A 17,445-nucleotide genomic window follows, 5' to 3' on the forward strand; every position below is an offset into this window, starting at 1 on the left:
TCACCGCCGATACAAAGCGGCCACTCTTGATGCTTCTTCGTAAATGCCTGAAAGGGTGTTGAGAGCCTTGCCTGCGGCCTTGAGCTGTTCGCCCAGTTGCGGTTGGCTTTCGAGTTGTTCAATCAGCAAGCGCTTTCGCAAATCACTGTATTCCTCGGTGACCTCGACTCCCTTGACCGTGGCATTGTAGGTGACACCGGTACGCCCCGAGCCGTGCTTTTCCACCAGACCTTCCGAGACCAGTTTGCGCATGGAATATTGGATATTCGGGATGTCATCACGGTTTGTCAGCCGCGCAAGCTCTTTAATGCTTTTGGCGCGGTTGTTCATTCGGACCAGATGCAAAAGCGCGTTCTCCGGCCCTGTCACGACTGTGTCGCTGACGGATGCAAGGCACTCGGACTGCCAGCGTCCGAATGCTTCATAGCAGCGCATCAAAGCAAATTCGAGTTCGGTGCATGTCAGCTCTTCGCTGTTTTCGGAGAGATGCCAGAGGGGGTCACTCATTCCTGGTTCTTTTTCGGTCACGATACTTAACCTTCCGGTGGTTCGTCTGACCGTATCGCCGAATTTATTTGACTGAAAGAACGAATCGTTCGAAGCTTTAAGTCTAAAATACAATTAAAAATCTATCCTAACAGGGAAGCAACAATGACAAAGAATATGATGAAAGAGCCGAAAGGCTTTAAGCTGGGAACTTTCTCGTCGAACTGTTCGTCGGGCATGACCGTGACGAAGATGGCCGAGCGCTGGGAGAACAGCTGGGAAAACAACCTGAAGCTGGGGAAGATGCTGGACGAGGCCGGGATCGACTTTATGCTGCCGATTGCGCGCTGGATCGGCTACGGCGGAGAAACCGACTTCCATGGCAATGTGTTGGAGACGGTGACATGGGCAACCGCGTTGCTGGCGTGCACTCAGAAGATCAGCGTTTTTGCGACGCTCCATACCGCAGCCAACAATCCTGTCGTTGCCGCCAAGCAGATTGCGACGATGGATCATGTGGGCAAGGGGCGCGCCGGTTTGAACATCGTTGCGGGTTGGAACAAGCCTGAATACGAAGCCCTTGGGCTGACCCTGCCGGATGACCATGAAACGCGTTATGGCTATGCGCAGGAGTGGTTTGATATTGTTCAGAAGTTGTGGACTTCGGAAGAGTATTTCGACTGGGCGGGAAAATATTTCAACCTCAAGCATGTTGCGGGGTCGCCCAAGCCGGTTGACGGGCTGCCACCGATCCTGAATGCGGCCGGCTCGGGTATTGGCCGCGCTTTCGCGACCGACAATGCAGACTATCTTTTTACGCCTGCGATTGATCTTGAGAGATCTGTCGAGGAGATCAGGGAACTGAAAGAGTTGGCCAAGTCCAAAGGGCGCGATGTCGGGGTGCTTACCTTCAGCCATGTGATTTGCCGAGAGACCGAGGAGGAGGCCACCGCCCTGCGCGACCAGTTGATGGGCGATCTGGCGGATTGGGACGCCGTGGACAACCTCGTGAACCTGCAATTCGCTCATGCGCAGTCCTTCCCGCATGACCTTTTGGCGCAGATCAAGAACCTGTTTGCAATGGGCCATGGAGGCTTCCCTCTGGTCGGGACTCCCCGTCAGGTTGCAGACGGGATTCTCAAGCTGCATGAAACCGGATTTTCCGGAACGACCCTTTCGTTTGTCGATTATGTGGAAGAATTCCCTTACTTCCGCGACGAAGTTCTGCCGCTTCTTGCTGAAGCAGGTATTCGATGAGCCAATTGCTGCCAAAAGAGAGCTTCACCAACGCGATGCGCGCGTTGGTGGGGAACTGCTCGGTCATCACGGTCGGGGACGGTGATGACCGCTCCGGGCTTGTGGTGACTTCGGCAACGTCGTTGAGTGCAGAGCCGCCTTTATTACTTGCCTGCGTCAACCGTGCCTCTTCGAGTTGGCCTTTGTTGAAGAAATACGGAACCTTCGGCTGGTCGTCACTTGGTGCTGCGCATCAAAAGGTTGCCGAGAACTTTGCCGGCTTTGGCGGAGTGAGCGGGGTAGACAGATATGCTGGCGCAGAATGGACGACTGCAAAAACAGGTGCGCTTTTGCTGGAGGGCGCTCCGGCTGCCTTTGATTGTGAAGTCGAAGAGATGATAGATCGGGGAACCCATTCTATCGTGATAGGCTCTGTTCGTGCTGTGCAGGAAAATGCCCGTCGCGGGGCGCTTGTCTATTGGAAGGGCAAATTCCACCCCTTCGAAGACTGACGAGCAGCCGCGCTAACTGTATTGAGCTGTCATGTTTCAGGCCCGTGTGTGACGCTTGGCGTTTTTAGTGGCGGGTTATGTCGGCCCAGACGGGCAGGTGATCGGAGGCGATATGCGCGGGCTGGGCGGTGTGCCGTCCTGTTTTCAGGGCGCGCAACTCGGCGCTGAGGGCGAAGCGGTCAAGCGAAGCCACGGGGCGGGGCGCGGGAAAGCTGGCGGGCATGTCGATGATATCGAGCCCGTGGGTGGCGGCATCGAGCGCGCGGGGGCTGCCCCATTCGTTGAAATCACCCGCGAGGGCCGTGGCCATGGCGGGCTGGCTGTGAAGGTGTTTCATGATGGCTTGAAGTTGAAACAAGCGGTAGCGGCGCAAGAGGCCGAGGTGTGTGCCGATGATACGCAAAGGCCCAATGGGCGTATCAAACTCCGCACGGATGGCGCCGCGCGGCTCAAGACCCGGCAAATCGAGTTTGGCTGAGGTGATCAGCTTGATGTGCGGGGCAAAAAGCATGGCATTGCCGTGAAATCCGAGCGAAAGCGCGTTGCCTTCAAAGCGCACGATCTGCCAGCCTGCCTCTTCGGCCATGGCGCGGGGTAAGGCTGCGGGGCGGGGCGCGAGGCGCTTATCGGCTTCTTGCAGCACAACGATGTCGGCGTTGAGCTTTTCGATCACACCCAAGGCACGGTCGGGCCTGCGGCGCATATCAAGGCCGACGCATTTTTGCAGGTTGTAGCTGGCGAGGCGCAGGTGGGGCTGGGTCATATGGGATGCTTTAAGACAATCATGTGAATTGCTTTATAGCGCAGAGCGAAGGTGCTTGACCATCGGCGGGATGCACTATCCATTGGCCCGATGAACAGAAAAACACATATTGATCTGGCGGGTGCTGCGGCGCTCACGGCGTTTGCGATTGTGCTTGGGTTTAACCAGGTTGTGATCAAGGTGAGCAACGGGGGCTTCCAGCCTGTTTTTATGGCGGGGCTGCGCTCGGCGTTTGCTTTTCTCGTGTTACTTGCGTGGATGCGCTATCGCGGGGTGGCTCTTGGCCTCAGGCGCGATCTGCTCGGGTCGGGGGTGTTGCTAGGGGCGTTGTTCACCTTCGAGTTTATCTGCCTTTTTCTGGCGCTGGATTTGACCACCGTTTCGCGCGCGTCGATCATTTTTTACTCGATGCCTGTCTGGCTCACTCTGGCGGCGCATTTTGTGCTGCCCGGTGAGCGGATGCGACCCTCACGTGCCATTGGCCTGATACTGGCGATGGCAGGGGTGATCTGGGTTCTGGCGAAGCCTCAGGAGAGCGCTCAGGCGAGCCTTACGGGTGATTTTCTTGCGCTCGGGGCGGCGCTGGGCTGGGCCGGGATTGCTCTTGTGTTGCGGCTCAACCGGATTTCGAACGAGCGCTCTGAAGTGCAGCTTTTGTGGCAGCTCGGCGTGTCGGTTCCGATGCTTATGGCGATGTCACTGTTTTTTGGCCCGTTCTTGCGTGAGCCTGCCTTGGTTCACTGGGCGGGGCTGGCCTTTCAGGTTCTGGCTGTGGCGAGCTTCGGGTATCTGATCTGGTTTGTGCTGCTGAAGATTTACCCCGCTTCGGGTGTGGCATCGTTCAGCTTTTTGTCGCCTGTCTGCGGTGTTGGCCTTGGCTGGCTACTGTTGAACGAGCAGATCGGCCCCGAGATTATCGGGGGGCTGTTGCTTGTGGCGGTGGGACTTGTTCTGATCAATCGCAAGCCGAGCGTTGCCAAGAGCTAGCGCGTTCGGGTCATCAGCATGTAGTTTTCGCGAGGCTCGAAGCCTGCGCGTTTGTAGAGGCGTTGGGCTTTTTCATTGTCGCGTTCGACTTCAAGGTGCAGCGCTCTGATGCCGTTTTCCTTTAGCGCGGGCAGAAGGGTCATCAGAACTTCGGAGCCCATGCCGCGGCCGCGGATTTTCTCGCGGATAAAAAACTCGTCAACGAAGCCTTCAATGCCGCCAAGCTCGACAGAATAGCCGAGCGAGATGATAATATAACCCACGGGCGCTTTGCGCGGGCCAATGAGGTAAATCATGCCGTGCGGGATGCCCTCAAGCAGCGGCATGAGCGCGGCGTGGCGCTTTTCATCGGTTTGCGAAATGCCGTGATGCTCGTGAAAGCGCTCGACCAGCGGCAGCAGCGTTTGAATATCATCGGGGCGGGCGAGGTGAAGGAGGTTCATAAGCGGGCCAGCCTTTCTGTGAGGAGGGCGAAGAAGCCATCGGCGTTAACATTACCCATGAAGGTGCAGTTGGGGGCGCGATTGGTGACGCGCCACCAGTCAGCGACTGTCATACCGAGGGTGAGGGGCGAGTGTGTTTCAATTTCCACGTTGATGTGGCGGCCTGTGAAGAGACCAGGTTGCAAGAGATAGGCCGTGACGCAGGGGTCATGCAGGGGGGCGCCTTCGGAGCCGTATTTCTCTTTATCATAACGCTCGAAAAACTCTGTCATCTGCGCAACGGCGATGCCCACCGGGGAGCCTATGCTGCGAAAGGCTTCGTTGCGCGCGCGGGTGACGAGGGCTTTGTGAGTGACATCGAGCGGCATGACTGTGATGGGCGCGCCCGATCTGAATACGATATCAGCGGCTTCCGGATCGACATAAATGTTGAATTCGGCGGCGGGGGTGATGTTGCCGACCTCGAAATAGGCGCCGCCCATGAGGACGATTTCGGCCACGCGCGGAGCAATATCGGGCGCACGCTGAAAGGCCGTGGCGATGTTGGTGAGCGGGCCGAGGGGGCAGAGCGTAACTGTGCCAGAAGGCTCGGCACGCAGGGTGTTGATGATGAAGTCAACCGCGTGTTCGGGCTGTAGCGCCATGGTGGGCGCGGGCAGCGTGGGGCCGTCGAGGCCTGTTTTGCCGTGGACGTGTTCGGCTGTGACAAGCTTGCGCGCGAGTGGCGCATCGCAGCCTGCGAAAACCTTGATGTCAGGTTTGCCTGCCAACTCACAGACAATACGAGCGTTTCTCTCGGTAAGCGGAAGCGGCACGTTGCCAGCGACGCAGGTGATGCCGAGCACTTCAAGTTCCTCGGGAGAGGCAAGGGCCAGCAGGATTGCGACGGCATCGTCTTGCCCCGGATCAGTATCAATGATGATTTTACGCGCGCTCATGGGGGCCTCTTATGGGTTTGGCTGACCTTGGCAACACTTGGCTGAAGTGTCCAGCGGGGCGTTGCAGATGGGCGCAATCCGGCTGAGAAATGCGGCCCAGTATAGGGGGCATAAAAAAGGCGCTCCCGAAGGAGCGCCGTGAAGTGCCACATACGCAAGGGACTGCGCGTGAGGGGTAAATTCAGCCGTCGAAATCGACGATCTCGGTGAGCTTGAGAGCGTCGCCGCGCAGACGGGCAAGCTCCATCAGGTTGACAGGATCTGCCGTGAAGCTGCCCCAGCTTTCTACCAGCGCATCGGCTTTTGTGCCTTCTGCGATGGGGTATTCAAAGTTGGAATGGGCGTAGATTTCCTGCGCTTCCGGTGAGGAGAGGAACTCCATCATTTTCAGCGCATTCTCTTTGTTTGGAGCGGCTTTCGTCATGGCGACGCCTGAAATGTTGACGTGTGTGCCTGCGCCTTCGAATGTCGGAAAGACGATATTGACGCTTTCGGCCCATTCTTTTTGCTCGGGGTCGGCGAGCATCTTGCCCATGTAGTAGGTGTTGCCGATGGCGATATCGCATTCGCCTGCCCAGATCGCCTTGACTTGTGCGCGGTCATTGCCCTGCGGCTTGCGTGCGAGGTTGGCTTTGACGCCTTCGAGCCAGGTTTTTGCCGCTTCTTCACCGTGATGGTGGATGACGGCCGATGTGAGCGCGATGTTGTAGGCGTTGGTGCCCGAGCGGGTGCAAATGCGGTCTTTCCACTTCGGGTCGGCGAGGTCTTCGTAGGTTGTCACTTCGCCATCTGCCACGCGGTCTTTGCTGGCGTAGATGATGCGCGCGCGGGTTGTGAGGCCCCACCAGTGGCCCTCGGGATCATGATAGATTGGCGGAACATTGGCTGTGAGCGTTTCGCTTGTGACGGGCTGGGTGAGGCCAGCCTCGACCGCCTCGTTGAGGCGCGAGATATCGACGGTGAAGATCAGATCGGCAGGGGAGCGCGCGCCTTCGGCTTGCAGGCGCTCGACCATGCCTTTGTCGAGATATGCCACGTTGACGGCGATACCTGTTTCGGCGGTGAACGCATCGGTCAGTGGCTTGAGCAGCTCCGGCTGACGGTAGGAGTAAAGGTTGACCTCTTGGGCCAGCGCAGGCGTGGCCACGGCGAGGGCCGCGAGGGTGAAGGTAAGTTTGGTTGTGTTGATCATGGTGGTCTCCTATGGCGTTGGACCACCTTTAATCTGACTCTTTTTGTCGGGTCAATACCTGAATTATTACATCAGGTATTATTCTGCTGACCGTTCTTCGGCCTTGGCGGTATTCCAGAGTGCGTCCATGTCCTCTAAAGTGCTGTCTCCCGGGCGCTTGCCTTGTGCGGCCAAAAGGCTTTCGACTCGGGAGAAGCGGCGGGTGAACTTGGCGTTGGCAGCTCTGAGGGCCTCTTCCGGCTCAACCCCGAGGTGGCGGCCCAGGTTGGCCACTACAAACATGAGGTCGCCGTATTCTTCGGCGATGTGGTCTTGCTTCTTGCTCTCTTGCGCTTCGACAAGCTCATGGGATTCTTCAACTATCTTGTCGAGCACCTCACGCGCGCTTGGCCAGTCAAATCCCACGCGGGCGGCGCGCTTTTGCAGCTTGTGGGCGCGCAGGAGCGCGGGCAGGCCGAGGGCGACACCATCAAGGGCGCCTTTTTCGGCCTTGTCTGCGCGCTCTTGTGCTTTGATGGCTTCCCAGTCGCGGGTCTGCTGCTCCGCTGATTTGTTCCGGCTCTCGGAGCCGAAGACATGCGGATGCCGTGCGACCATTTTGTCGGACATGGTATCGGCCACATCATCAAGGTTGAACAGCCCTGCCTCTTCGGCCATTTGGGCATGAAAGACCGACTGGAACAGTAGGTCGCCCAGTTCGCCCTTGAGCTCGTCCCAGTCTTCACGAGCGATGGCATCGGCGACTTCGTAGGCCTCCTCAATGGTGTAGGGCGCGATGGTGGCGAACGTTTGCTCGATGTCCCAAGGGCAGCCTGTGAGCGGGTCGCGCAGGGCGCGCATGATTTCGCGTAGGCGCGGAAGGCCGCCGTTGGGGGTGTGAATTAGCGTGTGGTCAGCCATTGCGCCTGCCTTCTCTTCGGTGTTCAGTGGCAAAGTATCTGAGCAGGCGAGAGGTGCAAGACATGGCAGTGATAAATCGGATTGCGGGCTTTGCCGAGGAAATGGCGGGCTGGCGGCGGCATATTCATATGCACCCCGAGTTGGCGCTGGATTGCCACGAGACGGCGGGTTTTGTTGTTGAACGGTTGCGCGAATTCGGGGTGGACGAAATTCACGAAGGAATCGCGCGCACAGGTGTTGTGGCGATTATCAACGGCACGGGCGAAGGGCCTTGCACAGGCTTGCGCGCAGACATGGATGCGCTGCCGATGCAGGAGGAGACAGGCGCCGAGTGGGCCAGCAAGGTTGACGGCCGGATGCATGCTTGCGGACATGACGGGCATACCTCGATGTTATTGGGGGCGGCGAAATATCTGAGCGAGACCCGCAATTTCAAAGGCAGTGTGGCGCTGATTTTCCAGCCTGCGGAAGAGGCGATTGGCGGCGGGCGTATCATGGTGGAAGAAGGCATAATGGAGCGCTTCGGCATTGAGGAAGTCTATGCCATTCACACCGATTCCTTTGCGCAAGCGGGCGAATTACGCACTGTGGCGGGGCCGATCATGGCCGCTGTGGATGAATGGGAGATCACTGTGAAGGGTGTGGGCGGTCATGCCGCTTACCCGCACAGTTGCAAAGATCCGATGATTGCGGCGATGAACACGGGACTGGCGCTGCAAACCATTGTGGCAAGGAATGCCAACCCGATTGACCCTATCGTGGTGTCGGTCACGATGTTTCATGGTGGCACGGCGAGCAATATTATTGCCGATGAGGTGAAGCTGAGCGGGACGGTGCGGACGTTTAGCGAGGAGAACCGCGACCTTGCAGAGCGGCGGATAGGCGAGATTGCCCGTGCGCAGGCCGAGAGCTTCGAGATGAGTGCCGAGGTGGTTTACGAGCGCAGCTATCCAGCGACGGTGAACCATGCGGCGCAGGTGGAGAAATCGGCCGCCGTGGCGCGCGAGGTGGTGGGCGAGGAGTTGGTGGTCACCGATCTGCCGCCCGAAATGGGGGCGGAGGACTTTTCCTATATGCTCAATGCGCGCCCCGGTGCGTTTTACTTTCTGGGACAGGGTTTCGGGCCGTCTGTCCATCACCCCGAATTTGACTTTAACGACGAGGTTGCGCCCATCGGGGCCTCGTTTTTTGCGCGTCTGATCGAGACGCTGCACCAGTAAGGAGACGGAACCATGCCAGTTATCAACCGTATTGCAGGGCTTGCCGAGGAGATGAAAACCTGGCGCAGGCATATCCATATGAACCCCGAGTTGGGCCGCGACTGCCATGAGACGGCGGCTTTTGTTGTGGAGCGGTTGAAAGAGTTTGGCATCACCGAGATCAGCACAGGCTGGGCCGAAAGCGGTGTTGTCGCGATCATCGAGGGGCAGGGCGAGGGGCCGGTGATTGGCCTGCGGGCGGATATGGACGCTTTGCCGATGGATGAGATTACAGGGCTGGACTATGCCAGCAAGACTGCGGGAAAGATGCATGCCTGCGGGCATGACGGACACACGGCAATGTTGCTTGGTGCGGCGAAGTATCTGAGCGAGACACGTAACTTTGCCGGCAAGGTGGCGTTGATTTTCCAACCTGACGAGGAAGGCGGCGGCGGCGGCGAGGCCATGGTGCAGGAAGGCATGATGGACAGGTTCGGCATTGATGAAGTTTACGGGATTCACAACGGCCCCGGGATTGAGGAAGGGCGTATCGAGCTGCGGCCCGGCCCTATCATGGCGGCTGTGGACAGTTTTTACATCGAGATTCAGGGCAAGGGCGGCCACGGGGCCATGCCGCACACAACGGTTGACCCTGTGGTCGCTGCGGTTGCCATGGTGCAGGCGATCCAGACGATTGTGAGCCGCAACAACAATGCACAGGAGCGTCTGGTTGTGTCTGTCACGCAGATCAACACGGGCACGGCGACGAATATCATCCCTGATACCGCAAAGGTTTGCGGCACGGTGCGCACCTTTGATTCGCATGTGCGCGATATGGTTGAGCAGCGCATGGGCGAGATTGTTGCAGGGCAGGCGGCGAGCTTCGGGCTTGAGGCTGTTCTGACCTATGACCGCGGTTATCCCGCGACAGTGAATGACCCTGACAAAGCTGTGTTTGCCACTGAAGTGGCGCGCGAGATTGTGGGGGCGGGGCGCTACACGGATGATACAGTGCCGATGATGGCGGCGGAAGACTTCTCGTATATGCTTGAGCAGCGGCCCGGGGTTTATGCTTTTGTCGGCAATGGTGACGGGGCGATGGTGCATCACCCGGCGTATGACTTTAACGACGATATTGCGCCTGTCGGGGCATCGTTTCTTGCGCGTCTGGTCGAGAAGGCGGCGCCGATTGGCTAACGGCCCTGCATGGCACAAGGCCCACCCACCCGCCCGCCTTGCGCCATGCAGGGCCGGGTAAATGGAGAGATAAAATGGCACTGGAAGATTCAAAAAACTATGTAGACGAGGCGTTTACGCGCAAGAGCGACCGTGGTGTGAGCTTTGAAAACAGCTTTGGCGGGGCGCTTTCTTTCTTGCGCCGTCGCTACACCAAGGACTTGAGCGGTGTGGATATTGCGGTCACGGGTGTTCCGTTTGATCAGGCTGTGACCAACCGCCCCGGCACACGGCTTGGCCCGCGCGCCATTCGCGAGGCGAGCACCTTGCAAAGCCCTGACGCACCTTATGGCTGGGGGTATAATCCGCTGGATGAATTGAGCATCGTAGACTACGGCGACCTGGCGTTTGATTATGCGAATATCCCGGCGTTTCCGGATGCTTTGACGGCACATATCAGGGGTATTCTGGCCAGCGGTGCGGCAAGTGTGGCGCTGGGGGGGGACCATTATGTGAGCTTCCCTATTTTGAAGGCTTATGCGGAGAAATACGGACCGATTTCGCTTGTCCAGTTTGATGCGCATACAGACACTTGGGCCGATGACGACATGAGCCGTGTGGACCATGGCACGATGTTTTACAAAGCGGTCAAGAGCGGGATTGTGGACCCCGCGACGAGCGTGCAGATCGGCATTCGCACGACGAATGAAGACACGCTGGGTGTGAACATCATTGATGCGCGTGAGGTTCATGCGATTGGCCCCGCGGCGGTGGCGGCCAAGGCACGCGAGATTGTCGGCGACAGGCCTGTTTACCTCAGCTTTGATATTGACGGGCTTGACCCTGCGTTTGCCCCCGGAACGGGAACGCCTGTCTGGGGCGGATTAAACTCCGCGCAGGCCGCGCATATTATGCGGGATCTGGCGGGTATCAACATTGTCGGCGGGGACATTGTGGAAGTTTCGCCCCCCTTTGACACCACGGGGGCCACGGCGGTTGCGGGGGCGCATGTGGCGATGGAGATTGTCTGTTTGCTCGGATGGAACAGGCTTGGCAAAGGCTGATTTCGCCTTCGGCGAGGATATTTGGAGCAATAAGAAAGGATGAGGCGGATGATTTGGGCGCTGTTTGCGCTTTTTATACTGCTGGCAGGATTTGCCACTTATGTGCGGCTGGCTCCGCATGACCCCGCGCGCTGGCAGCTTTCGGGCCCGGTTGCGGCTGTGGGGGACCATGCGGAAGCGGGCGGTTTTACGGCTGCGCGTGCGTTTGACGGTGAGCTTGAAGATGTGGCGGCTGTTTTGCTGGCGACGCCGCGCACGCGAGAGCTTGGCACATGGGACGGGCAGCGGCTTTATGTGACGCGCAGTGCGCTTTGGGGCTTTCCCGATTATACGACTGTGCGGGTTGAGGACGGCCAGCTTGAAATATACGGGCGTTTGCGCTTCGGAAAATCGGACTTAGGAGTCAATCAGGCGCGCATCCGCGGGTGGCTTGCTGATTTGAATCTGTGAGCTCAGGCAGCCATCGGAAGTTTCACGCCACATCGGGACGTTGAGCGACATCTGGCATTGGGCGGTAAACATGCGCCCGCCGACGTGTAGGCAGATGCTTTCGCCCAACTCGACGCGCGCGCCGGAGGTATCGGTGCAGTAGCAGTCAACGACCGTGCCGCCGATGTTTTGATCGGCGAGGGCAGGTGCGGTTAGCGCTATAGCGAGAATGGCTACACGTATCATATCACAATTATAGCACAAACTCGACGCTTGACCAAGCGGGCTGAATGCAGCACATCCCTTGTATGGTTCCTACAGAGCGTCTTCATCAGATCATCCAGCGTTTCCAGTTCCTTGAGGCCAAAATGGCCGAAGGGGGCGATGTTGATATTGCGGCATTGGCCAAGGAATACTCCGATTTGCGCCCTGTGGTGGAGCAGATCGAAAGCTATCAAGGGTTGAAGCGCGATATTGACGAGGCCGAAGCGATGCTTGCGGACCCCGAAATGAAAGCGCTGGCAGAAGAAGAACTGCCTGTGCTGCGCGCGCAGTTGCCACGTGCGGAAGAGCGCTTGCAGCTTTCGCTTTTGCCCAAGGATGCTGCCGACGGGCGGCCAGCTTTGATCGAGATACGGCCCGGGACGGGGGGCGATGAGGCGGCGCTTTTTGCAGGTGATTTGCTGCGTATGTACCAGCGCTATGCGGAAGCGCGCGGCTGGAAGTTTGAAATACTTGAAGAGAGCGTGAGCGAGCTTGGCGGGATCAAGGAAGCGGTTGTGCGCGTGGCGGGGCAGAACGTGTTTGCGCGGCTCAAGTTTGAAAGCGGTGTGCACCGTGTGCAGCGTGTGCCCGAGACAGAAAGTGGCGGGCGGATTCACACCTCGGCGGCCACTGTGGCTGTACTGCCCGAGGCGGAAGATGTGGATATTGTGATCAACGCGAATGACATTCGCATTGATACGATGCGCTCGAGCGGCGCAGGCGGGCAGCATGTGAACACCACTGATTCGGCTGTCAGGATCACGCATATTCCGAGCGGGCTTGTTGTGACCTCCTCGGAAAAATCGCAGCATCGCAACCGTGAGATTGCGATGCAGGTTCTCAAGACGCGGCTGTTTGATATGGAGCGTCAGAAGGTGCATGACGAGCGCTCGGCCTCGCGTGCGGCGCAGGTGGGATCCGGAGATCGCTCCGAGCGGATACGGACTTATAATTTTCCGCAAGGGCGGATGACTGACCACCGCATCGGGCTGACGCTTTATAAACTCGACGCGGTGATGGCGGGGGATTTGGACGAGATTATCGACGCGCTTATTGCCGACCATCAGGCGACGCTTCTGGCGGAGATGAACGGGTGAGCCACGCAACTGTGGGCGAGGTTTTGCGCGCAGGTGTGAAAACCTTGAGCGACAGTAAAATCGAGAGCGCGGCACGGGATGCGCGACTTTTGATGGCGCATATGCTGGACGTTGATCCCTCACGTATGACGCTGCTGTTGCAGGATGACCTTTCGGACGAAAAAAAAGCGTCGTTTCAGGTGCTTATTGCCGAGCGATCCAAGCGGCGGCCTGTGGCGCAGATTATCGGGCGGCGGCAATTCTACGGGCGTGTCTTTGAGGTGAGCGGGGATGTGCTTGACCCGAGAGGCGACACGGAAACCCTTGTGGAAGCGGCTTTAAGCGAGGCTTTTGATAGTGTTCTCGACCTTGGCACCGGCTCGGGCTGTATTGTGCTGAGCTTGCTTGCAGAGCGGGCCGGGGCGCAGGGCGTTGGCGCGGATATGTCGGCTGCCGCGCTGTCCGTTGCGGGGCGCAATGCCGAGGCGTTCGGTGTGGCAGGGCGGGTGGCGTTTGTATTGTCCGACTGGTTTGAAAGCCTAGAGGGCAGGTTTGATTTGATCGTGTCGAACCCGCCTTACATTGCCGCTGACGAGATGTCTGATTTGCAGCCGGAACTGGCATATGAGCCGCGTATGGCGTTGACCGACGAGGCCGACGGGTTGAGCGCGTATCGGGTGATTTGTTGTGATGCAGGAGACTATCTGAAGCCGAACGGGCGGCTGATGTTCGAGATCGGTGCAGGGCAGGCGGCAGATGTGAGTGAGATGATGCGCGCTGTAGGCTTTGGAGAATTGCAGGTTCTGAGTGACCTTGAGGGGCGCGACCGCGTGGTTTGGGGCCGAAAAACAGCCTAAAATGCGGTCGGGTGGCATGTTTTCGCTGTATTTGCGGAATTTTTATCTTGTTAATCAGGCTGTGACATGATTATTGAAACGGGTAAGCGGTGGATGTCTTAAGGACGGTCCCGCCTACGCTCAAGCCAGAAATCTTTGGATTTGCCCCAAGCGCGTTTTGCACGCCGCAAATCAAACAAAGGCCATTTAACAAGCTCAGGCTCTATAAACATGAGATCATCGAAATCGCGTTCGCGATCAAAGAATAACCGGAACAACAACCGGCCCTCCGGCAATATCGTCAACCGCGTGTTTGACAGCTCGGGACCAGAGGGCAAGGTGCGCGGCACGCCGCAGCAGATTATCGAGAAATACAACCAGCTGGCACGCGATTCCCAACTTGCGGGCGACCGTGTGGCGACAGAGAACTTCCAGCAACACGCGGAACATTACCAGCGGATGCTGAGTGAAGCGATGGCAGAAGAAAATGCCAAGCGCGAACAGCAGGAACAGCAAAACCGTGAACGTCAGGCCGAGCGTGACCGTGAAGCCGCCGAGCGCCGCGAGCGTCAGGAACGCGAAAGCAACGGTGGCGGGAATGAACAACCCCGCGAGCCGCGTGAACCGCGCAAGCCTCGTAAGGAGCCGGTTGCGAGTGATGCGTCGGAGGCACCGCAACCTGATGTCCCGGCCGACACGCCGCACCCCGAGATTTCACAGCTTGAAATGATGCGGAGCAGTGATAACGACAGTGGCCTCGTAGAGACACCAGAGAGCGCTTCGGAAAAGCCCAAGCGTGTGCGTAAGCCTCGGCGCAAGAAAGAGGCGCCCGGTGATGAGGGTGGATCATCCGAGGGCGGCACGGAAGCCGCAGAATAAAGAGAAAACCCCGCGCATGACGCGGGGTTTTTTGTTAGGTGGCCTTGAGGGTGCGGGCAAGGGCGCAGAACTGTTCCAGCCCGATCACTTCGGCGCGGTCTGTGGGCTTGATGCCTGAAGCGATGAGCCTGTCTTCCAGATCGGGGGCAATGCCTTTCAGCGAGGCGCGCAGCATTTTGCGGCGCTGGTTGAAGGCTTTGGCGACCACGCGCTCCAGTGTTTTGGCGTCGGCCTCGAAGCGGGGTTTTTCAAGCGCTTTGATATGGACCACAGCGCTGCTCACCTTGGGTGGCGGGGTGAAGGTTTCGGGCGGCAGGTTGAGCACGATCGCGGCATCGGAGCGCCACTGGGCAAGGAGCGCTAGTCGTCCGTAGGCTTTTGAACCCGGTTTGGCGACTATGCGCTCGGCCACTTCGCGCTGGAACATGAGGGTGAGGCTGTCCCAGAAGGGCGGCCATTCGGGCGGGGTGAGCCAACGCACGAGAAGCTCTGTGCCGATATTGTAGGGCAGATTGGCGGCGATCTGGATCGGCTTTTGCAGATGTCTCAGCGGATCAATTTGCAGCGCGTCGCCTTCTATCACGGTGAGGCGGCCCTCGTAGGCGGCAGCGATTTCCTGCAATGCGGGGATGCAGCGGCTGTCTTTCTCGATGGCGAGCACACGGCGCGCGCCTTCGGACAAGAGGCCACGGGTGAGCCCGCCGGGGCCGGGGCCGATTTCAAGCACATCGGAGCCGGACAGATCGCCGACATGACGGGCGATTTTGGCCGTGAGGTTGAGATCGAGGAGGAAGTTTTGCCCCAGGGATTTGCGCGCGGAGAGGCCATGTGTGGCGATGACCGAACGCAGCGGCGGGAGGCTGTCGATCTGGCTCATGTGTTGGCCATCTTCCATGCGAGGCGCAGGGCTTCAAGGCTGGAACTCGGGTTGGCGAGGCCTTTGCCTGCGATGTCAAAGGCGGTGCCGTGATCAGGCGATGTACGCACGAAGGGCAGGCCGAGGGTGACGTTAACGCCGCGATCGAAGTCGAGTGTCTTGATCGGGATCAGGGCCTGATCGTGATACATGCAGATGGCGGCGTCGTAGCTTGCACGGGCGGCGGCGTGAAACATGGTGTCGGCGGGCAGGGGGCCTCGAAGCTCAAAGCCTTCGGCGCGCATGGTGTCCAGCAGAGGGGCGATCCAGTCGATCTCCTCGCGGCCCATTGTGCCGCCTTCACCCGCGTGCGGGTTAAGCCCCGCGACGGCAAGGCGGGGCTGCGCAATGTGAAACTGGTCGCGCAGTGCGGTGTCGGTGATCTCGATCACGCGGCGCAGGCCTTCGGGTGTGAGCACGGTTGGCACATCGGCGAGCGCGATGTGGATTGTTGCAGGAACAACGCGCAGCGCGGGGCTGGCGAGCATCATCACCACATGCTCAACGCCTGCAAGATGAGCGAGGAATTCGGTATGGCCAGGAAAGGCAAATTGCGCGCCGTCTTTGAGGGCTTTTTTATGGATTGGAAGCGTGCAGACAGCCGAGGCCTCGCCCTCCTCAACCAGCGCGACGGCGCGTTCGATGCTTTTGATGACGCCCGCCGCATGGGCGGGATCGGGCACGGAGGGCACACGCGGCGCGCCCATGTGGAGTGCCAAAACGGGCAGGCCATGCGCCATCGCGGCGGGGGCCTCGGCGGGAGTATTGATTTCTACGTAAGCGGAGCCCTCGGGCAAGTGCGAAGGATCACCGACTAGAAAGAAGCTGAGCTCGTCTTTGAGTGCAGCCCAAAGCATCGGCGCCAGTTCGGGGCCGATGCCTGCCGGTTCACCGCACGTGAGCGCAACGGGCTTAGTATTCAATGATCCGTGCCTCGTCGCGCAACTGCGCGAGGTAGCCATCGGCGAAGCTTGAGAGCCTGCGGTTTTGAACGCTGATACCGACTTGGCCACGGTCCACTTCTTCGGCGATTTTGGTGGTGCGGCCGCAAAGCATAAGGAAAACCAGCGTTTGGCCGTTTGAACGGGTGAGGGCGGTTGAGACCTCGTGTTTGTCCAGCTTGGCCAGTTCGATGGCGATATCTGTCGGAATGTCGGCAGGGGCTTTGGAGCCGCGTTCGAGCACTTCTACCGGCTGGCCCTTGGCGATGCCGTAGAGGTCATCGCAGGTGTCGATGCGGTTTTTGACCTTTTTGGCGTTGGCAAGCGCTTCGGGCGTGCGCCCGCCTGCGATATAGTAGGCGGCGTATTCGATGGCCGAGTATTCGGGCGCGATGACTTTGCCTTCTTCGATGCCGCGCATCTGGAAGAGGGCGATACCACCGTCAATCGGGATTGGATCAGTCACCTGGCCTGGTGCGAGGCCGAGGATGATGCCGTGCAGAGCGGGTGGCAGATTGGACAAAGGCATCCAGTCAAGTCTGCCGCCGCGGTTGCGTGAGGCCGTGGCAGAATACTGGCGCGCTGCCGATGCGAAGGCGGATTCGGTTGTAATCTGCGAGATTTGTTGCGCGCGGGCCTGAGCTTGTGCCGCTTGAGGGGGCGGTGCGGGCAGGATTATTTCGGACAGCAACACGCGGACATTGCCCACGCTTGTGGCGCTGAGGGCGCGGTCGATATCGTTGTCATCCACTTCGACGCGGGGGCCGAACTTGGCACGCACCAATGTGCGCCAGGCGATGCCTGTGATGATAAAGTCGCGGAACGTGGCTTCATCCACACCGCCGCCTTCGAGGGCGCGGAGGAACTGCTCGGTGTCCATATTGGCGCGGCCAGCGAACTCGGCCATGCCTTCGGCGAGCTCTTCGGGAGTGGGCGATAGGCCGAGAGATTCGGCGGCATCAAGCTTGAGGCGCTCTTCAATGAGCTGTTTGCGGGCTTCTGTCGCGGGGTCACCCGGCGAGCGGAAGAGCTGCAACATGCGGGCGCGTTGACCCAGCTCGTATTCGGTGATCACCTTGTCGTTGACCTTGATCACCGGGGCGAAGAGGTTCTGCGCATAGGCCGGCACTGCACTTGTAAAGGCCAGTGCAGCCTGTGCAACCAGTGCAAAAGTCAGGGTTTTGAGGGGTGAAAACGTGATCATCAAT

Annotated in this window: 20 protein-coding genes; 10 read left to right on the top strand and 10 right to left on the bottom strand. The window is 58.9% G+C overall.

The annotated features are described in order from the left end of the window. On the bottom strand, positions 1-507 hold the full coding sequence (locus OE750_RS01165) for a winged helix DNA-binding protein (protein ID WP_263760503.1): 507 nt from the start codon (positions 505-507) through the stop codon (positions 1-3). 144 nt (positions 508-651) lie between these two features. Between OE750_RS01165 and OE750_RS01170 the strand changes: the two genes are divergently transcribed. Then, positions 652-1,743 (top strand): LLM class flavin-dependent oxidoreductase, encoded by a 1,092-nt coding sequence (locus OE750_RS01170; protein WP_263760505.1) that lies wholly within the window; start codon positions 652-654, stop codon positions 1,741-1,743. Further along, positions 1,740-2,234, top strand: coding sequence for a flavin reductase family protein (locus tag OE750_RS01175; protein ID WP_263760507.1), 495 nt, complete (start codon positions 1,740-1,742; stop codon positions 2,232-2,234). Before OE750_RS01170 ends, OE750_RS01175 begins: the two co-directional genes overlap by 4 nt. 64 nt (positions 2,235-2,298) lie before the next feature. Here OE750_RS01175 and OE750_RS01180 read toward each other — a convergent pair whose 3' ends face one another. Further along, entirely contained in the window at positions 2,299-2,997 is a 699-nt protein-coding gene (locus tag OE750_RS01180) for an endonuclease/exonuclease/phosphatase family protein (RefSeq protein ID WP_263760509.1), read from the bottom strand. A 90-nt stretch (positions 2,998-3,087) separates the two neighbouring features. Between OE750_RS01180 and OE750_RS01185 the strand changes: the two genes are divergently transcribed. Further along, complete coding sequence (locus tag OE750_RS01185; protein ID WP_263760511.1) at positions 3,088-3,984, top strand: DMT family transporter; 897 nt, start codon at positions 3,088-3,090, stop codon at positions 3,982-3,984. Here OE750_RS01185 and OE750_RS01190 read toward each other — a convergent pair. From OE750_RS01190 to mazG, 4 genes are all read right to left on the bottom strand, one after another. Beyond that, positions 3,981-4,427, bottom strand: a complete 447-nt coding sequence (locus tag OE750_RS01190; RefSeq protein WP_263760513.1) for a GNAT family N-acetyltransferase — start codon at positions 4,425-4,427, stop codon at positions 3,981-3,983. The genes OE750_RS01185 and OE750_RS01190 overlap by 4 nt on opposite strands. After that, on the bottom strand, positions 4,424-5,365 hold the full coding sequence (locus OE750_RS01195; protein WP_263760515.1) for a nucleoside hydrolase: 942 nt from the start codon (positions 5,363-5,365) through the stop codon (positions 4,424-4,426). Before OE750_RS01195 ends, OE750_RS01190 begins: the two co-directional genes overlap by 4 nt. Before the next feature lie 181 nt (positions 5,366-5,546). Continuing rightward, a complete protein-coding gene (locus OE750_RS01200; protein ID WP_263760517.1) occupies positions 5,547-6,557 on the bottom strand; it encodes a Fe(3+) ABC transporter substrate-binding protein in 1,011 nt (336 codons plus the stop codon). A 78-nt stretch (positions 6,558-6,635) separates the two neighbouring features. Further along, positions 6,636-7,457 carry a nucleoside triphosphate pyrophosphohydrolase gene (mazG, locus tag OE750_RS01205; RefSeq protein WP_263761182.1) on the bottom strand — a complete coding sequence of 274 codons (822 nt, stop codon included), beginning with the start codon at positions 7,455-7,457 and terminating at the stop codon, positions 6,636-6,638. Between the two features lie 62 nt (positions 7,458-7,519). On the opposite strand from mazG, the gene OE750_RS01210 reads away from it, so the two are divergent. From OE750_RS01210 to OE750_RS01225, 4 genes are all read left to right on the top strand, one after another. Then, positions 7,520-8,677 carry a M20 aminoacylase family protein gene (locus OE750_RS01210; protein WP_263760518.1) on the top strand — a complete coding sequence of 386 codons (1,158 nt, stop codon included), beginning with the start codon at positions 7,520-7,522 and terminating at the stop codon, positions 8,675-8,677. Between the two features lie 12 nt (positions 8,678-8,689). Continuing rightward, a complete protein-coding gene (locus OE750_RS01215) occupies positions 8,690-9,853 on the top strand; it encodes a M20 aminoacylase family protein (RefSeq protein ID WP_263760520.1) in 1,164 nt (387 codons plus the stop codon). A 74-nt stretch (positions 9,854-9,927) separates the two neighbouring features. Continuing rightward, entirely contained in the window at positions 9,928-10,896 is a 969-nt protein-coding gene (gene speB / locus OE750_RS01220; protein ID WP_263760522.1) for an agmatinase, read from the top strand. A gap of 48 nt (positions 10,897-10,944) precedes the next feature. After that, on the top strand, positions 10,945-11,346 hold the full coding sequence (locus tag OE750_RS01225; protein ID WP_263760524.1) for a DUF1499 domain-containing protein: 402 nt from the start codon (positions 10,945-10,947) through the stop codon (positions 11,344-11,346). On the opposite strand, the gene OE750_RS01230 is transcribed toward OE750_RS01225, so the two are convergent. Continuing rightward, positions 11,293-11,571, bottom strand: a complete 279-nt coding sequence (locus OE750_RS01230) for a hypothetical protein (protein ID WP_263760526.1) — start codon at positions 11,569-11,571, stop codon at positions 11,293-11,295. The two genes, OE750_RS01225 and OE750_RS01230, sit on opposite strands and share 54 nt — an antisense overlap. A 62-nt stretch (positions 11,572-11,633) precedes the next feature. Between OE750_RS01230 and prfA the strand changes: the two genes are divergently transcribed. The 3 genes from prfA to OE750_RS01245 all read left to right on the top strand — a co-directional run bounded on the left by prfA (position 11,634) and on the right by OE750_RS01245 (position 14,380). Next, positions 11,634-12,686: a peptide chain release factor 1 gene (gene prfA, locus OE750_RS01235; RefSeq protein ID WP_263760528.1), complete on the top strand. Its 1,053-nt coding sequence runs from the start codon at positions 11,634-11,636 to the stop codon at positions 12,684-12,686. Then, positions 12,683-13,522 (top strand): peptide chain release factor N(5)-glutamine methyltransferase, encoded by an 840-nt coding sequence (gene prmC / locus OE750_RS01240; protein ID WP_263760530.1) that lies wholly within the window; start codon positions 12,683-12,685, stop codon positions 13,520-13,522. Before prfA ends, prmC begins: the two co-directional genes overlap by 4 nt. 210 nt (positions 13,523-13,732) lie before the next feature. Further along, positions 13,733-14,380, top strand: coding sequence for a DUF4167 domain-containing protein (locus OE750_RS01245; protein WP_263760532.1), 648 nt, complete (start codon positions 13,733-13,735; stop codon positions 14,378-14,380). Positions 14,381-14,414: 34 nt separating this feature from the next. Here the strand turns inward: OE750_RS01245 and rsmA are convergent, their stop codons facing one another. Genes rsmA through OE750_RS01260 form a run of 3 tightly spaced genes read right to left on the bottom strand, consistent with a single transcriptional unit; the run spans position 14,415 to position 17,441 of the window. Then, positions 14,415-15,257 (bottom strand): 16S rRNA (adenine(1518)-N(6)/adenine(1519)-N(6))-dimethyltransferase RsmA, encoded by an 843-nt coding sequence (rsmA, locus tag OE750_RS01250; protein ID WP_263761184.1) that lies wholly within the window; start codon positions 15,255-15,257, stop codon positions 14,415-14,417. Continuing rightward, on the bottom strand, positions 15,254-16,153 hold the full coding sequence (pdxA, locus tag OE750_RS01255) for a 4-hydroxythreonine-4-phosphate dehydrogenase PdxA (RefSeq protein ID WP_263761186.1): 900 nt from the start codon (positions 16,151-16,153) through the stop codon (positions 15,254-15,256). Before pdxA ends, rsmA begins: the two co-directional genes overlap by 4 nt. Before the next feature lie 55 nt (positions 16,154-16,208). After that, positions 16,209-17,441 carry a peptidylprolyl isomerase gene (locus OE750_RS01260; protein WP_263760535.1) on the bottom strand — a complete coding sequence of 411 codons (1,233 nt, stop codon included), beginning with the start codon at positions 17,439-17,441 and terminating at the stop codon, positions 16,209-16,211. Positions 17,442-17,445 lie beyond the last annotated feature (4 nt).

This window comes from Lentibacter sp. XHP0401 (assembly GCF_025751535.1).
GTDB lineage: Bacteria > Pseudomonadota > Alphaproteobacteria > Rhodobacterales > Rhodobacteraceae > Lentibacter.

Excerpts from the sequence above, each read along its gene's own strand:
- OE750_RS01165 (WP_263760503.1), bottom strand. The coding sequence starts at position 507 with ATGAGTGACCCCCTCTGGCATCTCTCCGAAAACAGCGAAGAGCTGACA.
- OE750_RS01170 (WP_263760505.1), top strand. The coding sequence starts at position 652 with ATGACAAAGAATATGATGAAAGAGCCGAAAGGCTTTAAGCTGGGAACT.
- OE750_RS01175 (WP_263760507.1), top strand. The coding sequence starts at position 1,740 with ATGAGCCAATTGCTGCCAAAAGAGAGCTTCACCAACGCGATGCGCGCG.
- OE750_RS01180 (WP_263760509.1), bottom strand. The coding sequence starts at position 2,997 with ATGACCCAGCCCCACCTGCGCCTCGCCAGCTACAACCTGCAAAAATGC.
- OE750_RS01185 (WP_263760511.1), top strand. The coding sequence starts at position 3,088 with ATGAACAGAAAAACACATATTGATCTGGCGGGTGCTGCGGCGCTCACG.
- OE750_RS01190 (WP_263760513.1), bottom strand. The coding sequence starts at position 4,427 with ATGAACCTCCTTCACCTCGCCCGCCCCGATGATATTCAAACGCTGCTG.
- OE750_RS01195 (WP_263760515.1), bottom strand. The coding sequence starts at position 5,365 with ATGAGCGCGCGTAAAATCATCATTGATACTGATCCGGGGCAAGACGAT.
- OE750_RS01200 (WP_263760517.1), bottom strand. The coding sequence starts at position 6,557 with ATGATCAACACAACCAAACTTACCTTCACCCTCGCGGCCCTCGCCGTG.
- mazG (WP_263761182.1), bottom strand. The coding sequence starts at position 7,457 with ATGGCTGACCACACGCTAATTCACACCCCCAACGGCGGCCTTCCGCGC.
- OE750_RS01210 (WP_263760518.1), top strand. The coding sequence starts at position 7,520 with ATGGCAGTGATAAATCGGATTGCGGGCTTTGCCGAGGAAATGGCGGGC.
- OE750_RS01215 (WP_263760520.1), top strand. The coding sequence starts at position 8,690 with ATGCCAGTTATCAACCGTATTGCAGGGCTTGCCGAGGAGATGAAAACC.
- speB (WP_263760522.1), top strand. The coding sequence starts at position 9,928 with ATGGCACTGGAAGATTCAAAAAACTATGTAGACGAGGCGTTTACGCGC.
- OE750_RS01225 (WP_263760524.1), top strand. The coding sequence starts at position 10,945 with ATGATTTGGGCGCTGTTTGCGCTTTTTATACTGCTGGCAGGATTTGCC.
- OE750_RS01230 (WP_263760526.1), bottom strand. The coding sequence starts at position 11,571 with ATGATACGTGTAGCCATTCTCGCTATAGCGCTAACCGCACCTGCCCTC.
- prfA (WP_263760528.1), top strand. The coding sequence starts at position 11,634 with ATGGTTCCTACAGAGCGTCTTCATCAGATCATCCAGCGTTTCCAGTTC.
- OE750_RS01245 (WP_263760532.1), top strand. The coding sequence starts at position 13,733 with ATGAGATCATCGAAATCGCGTTCGCGATCAAAGAATAACCGGAACAAC.
- rsmA (WP_263761184.1), bottom strand. The coding sequence starts at position 15,257 with ATGAGCCAGATCGACAGCCTCCCGCCGCTGCGTTCGGTCATCGCCACA.
- pdxA (WP_263761186.1), bottom strand. The coding sequence starts at position 16,153 with ATGCTTTGGGCTGCACTCAAAGACGAGCTCAGCTTCTTTCTAGTCGGT.
- OE750_RS01260 (WP_263760535.1), bottom strand. The coding sequence starts at position 17,441 with ATGATCACGTTTTCACCCCTCAAAACCCTGACTTTTGCACTGGTTGCA.